The sequence below is a fragment of the Deinococcus frigens DSM 12807 genome (genome assembly GCF_000701425.1).
GTDB lineage: Bacteria > Deinococcota > Deinococci > Deinococcales > Deinococcaceae > Deinococcus > Deinococcus frigens.
In genome coordinates this window covers 90,962-103,050 of sequence record NZ_JNIW01000006.1, presented here as the reverse complement: position 1 = coordinate 103,050, position 12,089 = coordinate 90,962, and the positions used below count along the sequence as shown (strand labels likewise).

11 protein-coding genes and 2 pseudogenes are annotated in these 12,089 nt (G+C 52.3%); 3 read left to right on the top strand and 10 right to left on the bottom strand.

Translation table 11 applies throughout. The features are described from left to right. A partial coding sequence (locus Q322_RS23790) for a helix-turn-helix domain-containing protein (protein ID WP_162176577.1) occupies positions 1-369 on the bottom strand: 369 nt, incomplete at its 3' end. 141 nt (positions 370-510) lie between these two features. On the opposite strand from Q322_RS23790, the gene Q322_RS0103830 reads away from it, so the two are divergent. The 3 genes from Q322_RS0103830 (at position 511) to Q322_RS0103820 (ending at position 3,785) form a co-directional block, all read left to right on the top strand. Continuing rightward, the gene (locus tag Q322_RS0103830) at positions 511-1,554 is read left to right on the top strand and encodes an LptF/LptG family permease (RefSeq protein ID WP_245593128.1); all 1,044 of its coding nucleotides are present in this window, start codon (positions 511-513) and stop codon (positions 1,552-1,554) included. Positions 1,555-1,798: 244 nt separating this feature from the next. Then, positions 1,799-2,905: an LptF/LptG family permease gene (locus Q322_RS0103825; RefSeq protein ID WP_029476104.1), complete on the top strand. Its 1,107-nt coding sequence runs from the start codon at positions 1,799-1,801 to the stop codon at positions 2,903-2,905. Between the two features lie 34 nt (positions 2,906-2,939). Next, positions 2,940-3,785 carry a hypothetical protein gene (locus Q322_RS0103820; RefSeq protein WP_029476102.1) on the top strand — a complete coding sequence of 282 codons (846 nt, stop codon included), beginning with the start codon at positions 2,940-2,942 and terminating at the stop codon, positions 3,783-3,785. Positions 3,786-3,807: 22 nt separating this feature from the next. Here the strand turns inward: Q322_RS0103820 and Q322_RS0103815 are convergent, their stop codons facing one another. The 9 genes and pseudogenes from Q322_RS0103815 to Q322_RS0103805 all read right to left on the bottom strand — a co-directional run bounded on the left by Q322_RS0103815 (position 3,808) and on the right by Q322_RS0103805 (position 12,089). After that, on the bottom strand, positions 3,808-5,379 hold the full coding sequence (locus tag Q322_RS0103815) for a hybrid nucleoside-diphosphate sugar epimerase/sugar transferase (RefSeq protein WP_029476100.1): 1,572 nt from the start codon (positions 5,377-5,379) through the stop codon (positions 3,808-3,810). Between the two features lie 64 nt (positions 5,380-5,443). Further along, positions 5,444-6,274, bottom strand: coding sequence for a glycosyltransferase family 2 protein (locus Q322_RS21540; protein WP_084147771.1), 831 nt, complete (start codon positions 6,272-6,274; stop codon positions 5,444-5,446). Between the two features lie 95 nt (positions 6,275-6,369). Then, entirely contained in the window at positions 6,370-7,260 is an 891-nt protein-coding gene (locus Q322_RS22200; protein WP_162176578.1) for an O-antigen ligase family protein, read from the bottom strand. 340 nt (positions 7,261-7,600) lie between these two features. After that, positions 7,601-7,768: pseudogene (locus Q322_RS24890) on the bottom strand (DapH/DapD/GlmU-related protein); the annotation flags it as partial. Positions 7,769-7,855: 87 nt separating this feature from the next. Next, positions 7,856-8,020 (bottom strand): annotated as a pseudogene (locus Q322_RS24885) (hypothetical protein); the annotation flags it as partial. A 35-nt stretch (positions 8,021-8,055) separates the two neighbouring features. Next, complete coding sequence (locus tag Q322_RS22195; RefSeq protein WP_084147769.1) at positions 8,056-9,162, bottom strand: glycosyltransferase; 1,107 nt, start codon at positions 9,160-9,162, stop codon at positions 8,056-8,058. Next, positions 9,159-10,382, bottom strand: a complete 1,224-nt coding sequence (locus Q322_RS23045; protein ID WP_156952862.1) for a lipopolysaccharide biosynthesis protein — start codon at positions 10,380-10,382, stop codon at positions 9,159-9,161. The genes Q322_RS22195 and Q322_RS23045 overlap by 4 nt, the downstream gene beginning before the upstream one ends. Further along, positions 10,372-11,490, bottom strand: coding sequence for a DegT/DnrJ/EryC1/StrS family aminotransferase (locus tag Q322_RS0103810; protein ID WP_029476098.1), 1,119 nt, complete (start codon positions 11,488-11,490; stop codon positions 10,372-10,374). Before Q322_RS0103810 ends, Q322_RS23045 begins: the two co-directional genes overlap by 11 nt. Next, the gene (locus tag Q322_RS0103805) at positions 11,487-12,089 is read right to left on the bottom strand and encodes an acyltransferase (protein WP_029476096.1); all 603 of its coding nucleotides are present in this window, start codon (positions 12,087-12,089) and stop codon (positions 11,487-11,489) included. The genes Q322_RS0103810 and Q322_RS0103805 overlap by 4 nt, the downstream gene beginning before the upstream one ends.

Below are 12,089 nucleotides of genomic sequence, written 5' to 3'. Positions count from 1 at the left end.
GAATTCCATTTGAATCCAGTGCTGAAGGTCTTTGCCCGCAGAGACCATCCCTCGCTCAAAATCTTCATGCAGATGACGAGCAAGACGCTGCTGTTCGTCGGCGGTCAAGACAGGGGGCGCACCAGTATTGGTCTGTCGTCCGTCCGCGAGGCTCTCCAGACCCAGGGTGTGATACCGATTGACCAGTGAGTAGGCCGTGACCCGGCTATAGCGGGTCAGCGCCAGAATCTCGGCAAGGGGACGACGTTCTGCCAGGAGCGCAAAGAATTGCGCTCTGCGCCGCTGGACGGCACAGGTACTGGTCTCGAAGAGCTGCCAGAAGTCAGCCGCTTGATGTGCGAGGGGACGAGTGAGGAGTGCAGGTTTCATCCCTCTATTATAAACTGTTTAATCGGAATCCGTATTAAAAGGAGAAGTTCAGGTTGGCTGCCGAGAACTGCTCATCCAAATTTGAGCGCCACCGCCGCTATATCCGCCCCTTCCTCATGCTGGGCCGCTAGAATCTCGCCCGTGCCCCTCCTGACCCGAACCGTACTCGGCGAGATCGCGCGCTGGTATCTGGCGGGCGTGGCGCTGTTTCTGACACTGCTCATGACCGATGCCCTGAGCACCACCGTGGGCAAACTGCTGATTTACGACCCGCCGATCAGTCAGGCGGTGGCGGCCTTTCTATCGATCCTGCCGCAGAGCCTGAACAAGACGCTGGTGCTGGCGGTGCCGTTCTCGATCCTGCTGGCCTTCTCCCGTATGCAGCGCGACAATGAGCTGAAGGCCGTCCTGGCCAGCGGCATTCGCCCGCTGAGTCTGGTGTGGCCGCTGGCGCTGCCCTTTGCGCTGGTGGGCGTGCTGGCGTACTTTAATGCGGGCACCCTGGTCCCGGCGGGGCTGGCGAACTGGGACCGCGCGTGGTTCAACATTTACGATCAGCCCACACCGCCGCCGCAACAGGAAAAATACACCTACGCGCCGCCCGGCGCGCTATACCACGCCGGCCGGGTGGTGAATGATCAGAATGGTCAGGTGGCTCAACTGCAAGGCGTGATGGTTCAGCGAGGCGACGAAACCATCACAGCGGAATCCGGCACCTGGGATGCGGGCAAGCAGACCTGGACGCTGCTTGCCCCCTGGATCACCCGTCCCGGCCAGAACCCGCGCCAGTCGCCCACCGATGTGGTGATCGCACAACGCGACACCCTGCGCCCGCCGCCGCCCGCCGCCCAGCAGGTCAGCAACGCCGAACTGCGCGCCGCCCTGGCCGGGGACACGTTGAGCCGCAAGGGGAGACGCGACTACGCCTTCCAGTTGGCCGCCCGCGTCGCCGATCCGGTCACCCCGGTCGTCTTTGCCCTGGCCGCCGGGATGCTGGGCCTGCTGATCCGCAACCGCGCCGCCGCCTTCGCCGCCGTGCTGGTCTTCATCGTGTGCTTCTATGTGCTGTGGACCACCATGCCGGGCCTGGCCGGTGCGGGCGCGGTGAACCCCGGCCTGGCCGCCTGGATTCCCAACCTGGTCTTTTTGCTCCTGGCGGGCGGCCTGGCCTGGAGGCTGCGGTGACCGGGACGGGGGTAACTGGGACAGGGGCAACTGGGACGGGGATTGTTGGCCCTCCCTCCTTCCGGTGGAGGACTGGGAATGGGAAAAAAGCTCATGCTCTGCTTGTCCTCTCTCCTTTCAGGGAAAAGACATCCCGCAGGGACAGCGGGGGTGAGCGCGCCGGGCCACCCACAAGCCTATGCTTCAAACTTTTTGCCTTCGGACCCTTAGACCCTCGGACCCTTAGACCCCCAGAGGGCCACCCATGAAACTCTTCGAGCGCTACGTGCTGGCCGAGATCCTGCCGCTGTTGCTGGGCGCGCTGGCCGCTGTGATCGTGCTGCTGGTGCTGGCGGCCTTGCAGGAGGTCATTGCGCCGCTGCTGGCCAAGGGGGCCAATCCGCTGCTGGTGGCGCGGGTGCTGGCGTTGAACGTGCCGGAAGCCGCCGCCCGCGCCCTGCCCATCGCGCTGATGTTCGCCACGCTGCTGGGCCTGTCGCGTCTGAGCGCGGATTCGGAACTGAAGGGCGCGCTGGCCGCCGGGATTCCGGCCACCCGGTTGCTGTGGCCGGTGCTGGCGCTGGGCCTGGGCGTCACCGTGCTGGCCTTTGCGCTGGGTGAGGGCCTGGTGCCGCGCGCCAAGGTGCAGGAGCGCAAGGTCAAGCAGGAGATCGTCTTCGACAACCCGCGCGTGGTTGGTCTGGACGGCGTCGGGACAGACGGCCAGCGCATCGTGCTGCGCGACGCCCTGGACCGCGCCATCAGCGTGGGTAAGATCGGCCCCGGCGGCGAACTGGAAGACCTGCGGATCGTGACCATGCAAGCTGGCCTGCCCCCCCGCGAGGTCATCACCGCCCGCAGTGGCCGCCTGGAGCCGGGCAGCAACGTTCTGGAACTGCGGGATGGCCGCCGCGTAACGTACCAGGACGCGCGCCCCGTGACCATCCTGACCTTCCAGACCGGCAGGCTACCGGTGCAGGACGTGCAGGCCGATCTGGACGCGGGTGGCGGCGAGCTGAAGCCGATCTACACGCCGCTGCGCGAGCTGTGGGCCAAGACCAGTCTGTACCGCCAGCAGAACATCCGTTCGCCCGCCGACTTCACGGCGCTGCACCTCAAGTTCGCCGAGCCGCTGGCCGCCCTGGCGCTGGCCTTTTTTGCGGTCAGCCTGGCAGTCTTCACCTTTCGTAGCGGGCGTGACCTGGGGCTGGTGTGGGCGTTGCTGCTGACCTTTGCGTACTACGCCACCGGGAGCGTCTTCCGGGTGATGGGCGAGAACGGGGCGGTGTCGGGCGTGGTGGCCGCCTACGCCCCGGACCTGATCGCCGTGCTGGCCGGGGCGGCGCTGCTGTGGCTGACGGCGCGGCGGTGAGGCAAACTATGGGACGTGGCACAGGGACACAGCCATGAAGCCGCTGCTGCGGGCGCTGACGCTGGGAATGGGGCCTGTGGTGGTGGCGGCGGGACTGGGGATGGTGGGGAGGCAGAACGTACAGGTCAGGGAGTTGTCTGTGCCGCCGATGCGTGCTGAGGCTTGCACGCAGCCGCCAATCTTCAAGCCGGGTTATCAGCGCCGGGACAACTATGTCATCCCGCAGGGAACCGGATTCAAGTTTGACAGTGACGCCTGGATTGAGGCGGACCTCTGCTCTCCGGGAACGCTAAAAATTACAGCAGACGGCGATCTGGCTGGCGACGAGGACCCACAATTGACTGTCGTTCTTGATGCGACGGTTCTTGCTTCTCCGCGTTTCAATCAGGAGCGGACAGCCAGCGTCAACGTCCCCCATGCGGGCCGTATCTATCTTGGATTTTTTAACGATTACTATCTTGCCGATGTTCGTGTTGCCACGTTGCGCGATATCAAGCTGACTGCGCCTGACTGCAATGGCTTCAAGAGTGTGAACGTGCCGAAGGAAAGCGCAGGCAACTGGTATCCCGAGGCCAGCGCTGCCACCCTAGTCCGGGACATGCCCATGACCCTGATTCCCTGTGCCGCCGGAAAACTGACCATGCGGGTGCAGGGGCGTGAGGGAAATGGTGCTTTCCCCATATTGACCTTCAAGCAAGGGAGAAAGGTGGTCAAGGTTTTGCAGACAACATCGAACTTTCAACAGGTTCGACTGCCACTGAAGGCCGATCTGGCGACCATTACCGTCAGCAACGCTTATAACGAGACACTTGCCAACCGGAATCTGAACGTGCGGCGGCTGGAGTTTGTGCCGGATAGCGCCTCATCCACAACGCCCTGATCCGCCTGCTAAAGCTCTGGCGTTACTTGTTCCCCGTCCCCTTAACCACAGAGTACAGGGTAAGTTGAAGAATTTTGAGATCCATACCGGGGCCAACGCGGCGCAGATAATGGGCGTCCCGCTCCACCTTCTCGGCGTCCTGAAGATCATCGCGCCCAGTAACTTGCGCGTAGCCCGTGATGCCGGGCGGCAGTTGATCCACGCCAGCCTGTTCTCGGAGGCGCAGCACGGGATACTGGGTCATTAGGGCAGGACGAGGGCCGACAAAGCTCATCTCGCCTTTCAGCACATTCAGGAGCTGTGGCAACTCGTCCAGGCTGGTGCGCCGCAGGAAAGCGCCCAGGCGGGTGATGACCTTTAAGCCGGAGCGCTGCATCTCCTCGGTGGACAGATTGGGGGCGTCGGAGCGCATGGTTCTGAACTTGTAAATTTTGAAGGGCTGGTGATGCTGTCCGGCCCGTTCCTGTTTAAAAAGGGCGGGACCGGGAGAATCCAGCCGGATCAGGACCGTCAGGAGCAGATAGACAGGCGACAGAATGATCAGGCCCGCAGTGGCCGCAACCTTTTCCAGCAGGGTGCGGGCGGATAAATACAGCCGTTGACTTCTGGAGAGGTGAATTTTGACCTGTTCTGTGGATTGCGCTGGGGGCTGACTCAGGCTGCGCCCCGTTCTGGCGATGGCCTGCCACATGGGATACGGGGGGGTCCAATCCAGTCGTGTCCTTGCCTTCTCGCTGCTGACCTGAAGCGAACCTGTTAGACGCTGAATCATGTTGCCGCGCCCCGTCATCCGGCCTGCCAGCGCCAGAAGACCCACGGGAACGCGCGGCAGATGGGCTGCCCTGCCCTGCGCCTCGGCCAGACCACGGGTGAGCGCGGCAGTGGACAGGTCCTCGCCGTCGGAGGCAAAAAAGACCTCGCCAGCGGCGGCAGGATGCTCCAACGTTACCGCGATCAGATCGGCCAAGTTCTCGACGTACACCATGCTGCGCCTGTTCTGAACGGCCCCGATAGGAAGCGGTAGCCCCCGGCCTGCCGCCCGCGCCAGGGCCATGAAATTGGCTTTCACGCCGGGGCCGTACACCAGCGGGGGGCGCAAAATAGCGACGGCCAGCCCGGTTTCCTGGCCCAGTTGCAGCAGAGCGTTTTCGGCCTTTAACTTGCTGATTCCGTATGGGTCAGTCGGTTGGGGTGGGTCAAGCTCTGTGAGGGGCCGGATACTCTGTTCGCCGTTGACCTTGACGGAACTGAGGTAAACGAAGCGCCCGATACCCCGCTGTGCCGCCGCCTGTGCCAGTGCTAGCGCCGCGTCATGGTTGACCGCCATATAAGCGGCCAGCGGGTCCGGGTTCGTATCGTTCATGACATGCACGCGTGCGGCCAGGTAAATGATCCTGTCCACGCCGTCGAGCAAATCGCCCCAGGCAATGTCAGGTTGCGTCAGATCGGGCAGTGGCGCGTACTCTGCGCCGTCAGGAATGCCCACAGGCTGTCTCGCGGCAGCACGCACGCCGTAGCCCCGGCGCAGTAGATCGCGCACCACCGTTTTGCCCACAAAACCATTTGCCCCAACTACCAGCACAGTTTGCTTCATAGACGAATCCACCTATTTTTAATTAAGCTCTTGTCTTTACCAAGTTCGTCAGACCAATACATATTTATTTTCTCAGATTTATCCACGGAACAATTTCTCTAATTTTCCTAAAGTATTTTAATGCTAGAAAAAAGTAATTGGTTGATATTCCATTTTCTTTGCAGGCTCGTATTATCTCCTTGTTTAGCAGTAGTGTACTTTTTATCCCTCCAGTGCTTGCGCCTCCAATTCGCATTACTATTATGATTTTGTCCAGTTTTTTATATGTTAATTTGAATCTATACAAGAAACGTATTAAAAGCTCATAGTCTGCCGCGATTTTGTAGTCTTCTTTATATAGCCCGTACTTTATATAATCTTCTCGATGAGCAAAAAATGTAGGGTGAGCGGGCATAAATCCCCACTTGAATAGTTTTTCTGGATTAGATTTTGAGTTATAGATGCGCACTGTTTTATTGTTTATCGGATTTATGAATTTAACATGCGCGAATACGCATCTAGGATCATATTCCTGAAACGTTTCCTCAACTCTTTCAATCACAGTAGAACTTTCATAGTAATCATCTGAATTTAAAATACCAACATATTTTCCTTGAGCCAATTCAATGCCTTTATTCATTCCATCATATATTCCTTTATCTGGTTCACTGATCCAATATGCTATCTTGTCTGAATATTTTTCTAATATTTCAACAGTTTTATCGGTTGATCCGCCGTCTACGATGATATGCTCAATACTGTCAAAATCCTGCGCTATTACGCTTAGAATTGTATCTTCAATATATTTATCGCCATTGTACACAACTGTGACGATTGAATATTTTGGCTGCGCTTCATAGTGGTTGGCGGTAGTGCGGTAACCACCTTCTCTTAACACTTTGTGCGTCGATACCATTACTTCTCCTGTGTTTGTGGATAGTGACTCGATTTGTTTTTTAATGCCACTTAAAAGATGTACTATTCTTACAACTAAAAATAATACGCATCTACTTAGATTGACAAGGCGCGGGATCTAATAAAGTAGGTAATCCCGCGTGGAATTGCCAGCACGGTTAATATCCAAAGTTCTCGATTTCCTGGTATATCGCTACTCACACAGGCGTTAATTAGTGAAAATACCAGAAGCGGAAATATCCATGAGAGACCAAGCTCCTTATTCAATGCCAAATGTAGGCTAATTGCAATTATGGTAATAAAAATAAGTACCAAAAATAGCACTCCGCTTTCATATGCACCTTCAAACAAGAAATTGTGTGGATATGCTAACGCAATGTACTGGTATCCCAGTAAGCTGTATATATTTTCATTTGAAAAGCTTCCAAGTCCGTGACCGAATATGTTCGATGAGAAGGCTGAAGCGGCTGCCTGCCATGCTTCGAGGCGAGTCAATGAACTTACATCTAACGAACCAGACAAGATGTTACTCAAGCGAGTAGTATATGGAGATGGCAATAGATATACAGACAAGATAAACGCAGATAAGACAGAAACCATCAGTTTGTTAGATCGCGAGTTTCGATAAGTAGAAGCCACTAAAATTAGCATTGCGATAAGGAATGCAACAAGTGGGCCTCTTGATCCTGAAACCACGGCTACTCCAATTGATAATACAGAAATTGGGATACCTATTTTTGGTTTAATGTACCCATGTATCGAAGAATGAATCATTAATAAAGCGAAAATCAGTATTGAACGCGCTACTAAAATCGGAGCATCAAATCCACCTCTTGTAATATCGCCATTATTGGTTAAATAGTATAACAAACACACGCCCAAGATAATATATCCATACATTCTTAAATATTTGCTAAAAATCTTTATTCTTTGGATGTCTATTTCGATTGACGCCGCAAGTAACATAGGGGGGATCGTAATCAGCATAAGTCTTGCGAATTTTGTATTATACTCGGCATTAGTGATATTATAAATCGCTGGAAAAACTTGGACTGCGACAAATAATAATATGAACGCGTGTCTTAAGTTGAGACCATAGTTTACGAAAGATTGGACTATCAATACACTTGATATTAACAGTAGTAATGGAGTTAAATCAATTATATCTGGCATAAGAGACTTGAACGTATTATAATACATATATATGCTTAGTGTACTAAATGTTATAATATCCCACACATCTTTAGTCTTCATTCTTATACTTCTTTCCAACGAATCTTGGCTCTAGAACAGCACTGTTTATTATCTTAGAGTGATTTATCCTTTCTTCACCCGAAAAGCGTTCCTTAATTAGTTTCGCAGGATTCCCACCCCATATTTCGTAAGGTGGTACATCGCGCGTCACCACTGAACCAGCAGCCACAATTGCACCTTCACCTATAGTTACACCAGCCATAACAATCACTCCATATCCTATCCATACATCCCTCCCGATTGTTGTCTTAGGAGTTGACGGTCTACCTGAAAATATAGTTGGTAGTGACACATTATTGAAAATGTGATCTCCACCGAGTATGGATACTCCCGGTCCTAAGAGTGTATAGCGCCCGATCGTTACGTTGGGGCATATATACGCCCGTGGGCCGATATAAACATACTCTTCAACATTAATATCGCTAGATATAACACCCCTACCACCAATGTAGAATCCAGAAGAAGGTGCCTTTATATTATGGATTCGATACATATAGCTTGACTTGACTCTACGATAGATATTCCTGATCATTTTTTTAACGCAACTTCGAAAGATTCAAACAGGTGCTTTTTTTCGATCTTCCAATCAAACTCATTTTCAACTGCATCAAATCCAGCAGATCTCAACGTTTCACATAATTCACTATCGTAGTATATATCACGAATAGCCTTCACATATCCCCCAATATCACTAGGCTCTACGGCAAACCCGCATCGTACATGAGATAGGACGAACATATTGGCATTAACTGTGCTAGCTACGATCGGTAAACCACAAGCCATATATTCAATCAATTTCGAATGGTATCCTAATTCAGTATTTGGGGCGCGCTGACTTGGGGATAACCCAATTTTAGCCGTCTTTAGAACTTTAGACATGTGGCTAGCGGGAACCTTGGGAATTAATTCGATACTCAAATCATTATCTTCAATTTCACTGATAAAGTATTTCCGTTCTACATCAGATACAAATCTATCAGTAACATACATTTTGATTCCATCGTTCTTGAGCGCCTTCGCAATGTCAATTAGCTGATATAATCCATATGTCTTCGTCAAACTGCCCACATAAACAATTGCATCTCCATTTGAACTACTATTAAGATCAATACTAGAATAGTTTCTTACTAGCGCAACATTCAAACATTTTGATTCAAATCTCGCAACTTGGGATGGCGTCACAACAATAATATTTCCGAGCTTGCTAACACTCCAGTTTTCCACATGCTTAACTAGAGTAGATAGTGGATTTCTAATGAAATATGGAATCCACTTTTTATTAAATTTGATTTCCTCAGGATAATTTTCATGACAGTCATAGACTACTGGTTTGTTCTTCAAATATTTTAGCAGAACTGCGAATAAAATGAAGTCTAGGTCGTGAAAATGGTAAATTCTTGTATTCGTATTCATGGCTTTAATGAATACAATTAAACTATTAAATAATCTTAAGGCTCTTGAATTCGGGAGTGTCCACATTTTCATGTCAATCTTGGGGTCTATTGCGTTAGACCGTTTCCATGGAGCTATGAAACAAATCTTATCATATTTGTCACAAAGCGCAGTGATACTTCTAAGTATTCTTGCGTCATCCTGAGGGTGAATAGTGGTAATTTCGCAAACATCGTACATCATTCCAGTACACCTTCTTTTGTTGATGAGTAGGCCAGCCAATAACTTACGACATAAAACCCAACCATGATTAGGGAATACAAATGTACTAATTGAACGAACTCAATCTTAGCCAGTAAAAACGCCATTAAAATAGCAATTGCGCGGAATATATCAACTATCAGTATAAGTCGCTCCTTTCGCGCCAATACGACAGATTGAGCAAATGTATTACCAAACAGGCGGGCTATATAAATAAGGGAAACGGGTAAAAATATTTCACCCGCGCTAGTCCATTTTTCTCCTAGGAATAAACCAGAGAAACGCGCCATCAATATTGCACATCCGACAGTTAGAACTCCAATCGCCAAAAGAATTCTCGAATATAAAGCGAAATCAGCAATCTTCACAGAATTTTCGATTTTTCTATCCATAATTTTTCCACTGAAAACTTGACCTATACTAGTCCCCACAAGGTCTAGAGGAGTAGCAAAAACTCTCTGGGATATTGCCAACATACCAGCAAATTCATTGCCAAAGCGGCTTCCAATTACGAAAATCGGAACGGCCACGGACATCGCATTAATTACACCAGCAGGGGTTAGATATATTGCCGCTCTAGAATACTTAACGAGTATGCCTATATAGTGAAGTGGGCTATTCAATTTAGCCAACAAAATTCTAGGAAATATTACGATGGCGGAAAAAATTTGGCCGATTGAGTGGGATACAATTAATGAGCCCTTGAACTGAAAAAATGCGCCGAGTAAAGCTTGCAAAATAGCTATTGAAAATCCATATATTCCCTTAGAAGCAGCAATGGAATTAAAGTTTTGTAACTTTATAGAGTAAAATGACAATATCTGAAGAATTGCCGCAAAGAATCCCCCCAGCGGCAAAAAGTATACGTAAAAGCGGTTTTCTAATAAACTAGGTACGCAGAAGTGGCCTATAATGATTAAAAAGTAAGATAAAAGCATGCAAGCTAAAGCAAGCCATATAGCCGCAGATACGATCGAAACTTCGTCTCCATCAACTGCGCTACCGATAGCGAATTCGTATCTCATGGAGTAAACTATTGCTAAAACTGTAATGATACTTGTATAAATACCATACTGACCAATAGAGCTAGGAGAATATTCGCGAGTAATTAAAGGTAAGAGTAAAAACCCGAATGCTTGACCAAGTGCGCCACCGCCTAGAATCTTAAAAATACTACTGAAAGAGTTTGATCTATTTAGCATGAAGCAGTCCGTAAACTGCCGAAACTGTTGCTTCTATGCTTTGAGTATTTATGCATCCACCAATAGGTAGACTCAGCACGTCATTGGCCGCCATTTGGCTGAATTTGAAAACTGGAAACAGCCCTTTATATATTGGTAGCTCATCTTGAGGTATAGGATAGTAAATCATAGAACCTATCCCAAGTTCAGCTAACTTGCCTTGGAAGGCATCGCGATTATTATTGACAACGCGGATAGTATACTGATGGAAAACATGTCCCTCAAATAACGTCGGTGTAATAATTTCCGGTAAACCAGAAAAGCTCTCGTTGTACTGCCGGGCCACCTCGCGGCGGTGGGCGTTCCACCCCTCCAGGAGCGGCAGCTTCACGCGCAGGATGGCAGCCTGAATGGTGTCCAGGCGGCTGTTGTACCCCACAGTTTCGTTGTGGTACTTCTTGCGGCTGCCGTGAACGCGCAGCATCCGGGCGGTGTCGGCCAGCGCGTCGTCGTCGGTGGCCAGCAGCCCGCCGTCGCCATACGCCCCCAGGTTCTTGCTGGGAAAGAAGGAGTACGCCCCGAAGTCCCCAATGGTGCCGGTCTGCGTGCCGCGCCAGCGTGCGCCGAAGCTCTGGGCGCAGTCCTCGACCACCTTCAGGCCGTGCTTGTGGGCAATCTCCATGATGCGGGTCATGTCCACCGGGTTGCCGTACAGGTGAACGGGCATCAGGGCGCGGGTGCGCGGGGTGATGGCCGCCTCGATCAGGTCCGGGTTCAGGTTCAATGTGGCCGGGTCGATGTCCACAAAAATAGGCTTCGCGCCCACCATGCTGATGCTCTCGGCAGTGGCAAAAAAGGTAAACGGCGTGGTAATCACCTCGTCGCCGGGGCCGATGCCCAGGGCGCGCAGGGCGATCACCAGCGCGTCGGTGCCGCTGTTGACGCCGATGGCGTGCTTCACATTCAGGTACGCGGCAACTTCGGCCTCGAACAGATGCACGTCCTCGCCCATAATAAAATCGCTGCGGTCCAGCACGCGCCCGATGGCCGCCATGATCTCGGGGCGCAGCTCGTCGATCTCGGGTTTCAGGTCAAGAATGGGAATCTGTGGTGTTGCGGTGGCGGTCACATGAGCCTCCTGACTTCGGTGTCGCTGAGTTTCTGGTAGGTGTGGCCTGCCGAATCGGTCACGGTGTCCGCTCCGGCAAAGTCCAGGCGGTCCCCGCACGCGCTCATGTAACCGATGGGCCGCGCGGGTACCCCGGCCACGATGGTAAAGGCGGGCACGTCGCGCGTGACCACTGCGCCCGCCGCGACAAACGCGCCCTCGTGCAGCGTGACGCCCGTGACGACGGTGGCGTTCGCACCGATGCTGGCCCCCCGCCCCACCCGCGTCACCGTGTAGTCGGCGCTGCTGTTGCGCGGAAACTCGCTGCGCGGGGTGCGGACATTGGTAAAGACCATGCTGGGACCGCAAAAGGCGTAGTCCTCCAGCACCACACCCTCGTAGACGCTGACATTGTTCTGAATCTTGACGCCCTGGCCGATGGTGACGTTATTCGCCACGTAGACGTTCTGGCCCAGTGAGCAGCCCTCGCCGATCACCGCGCCGCCCATGACATGGCTGAAGTGCCAGATTTTCGTTCCATCGCCGATCTGCGCGCCGTCGTCCACCCAGGCGCTGTCGTGTTTCCACCAGGGTTTGCCCTGGGCATCGTTGCGGGTCAT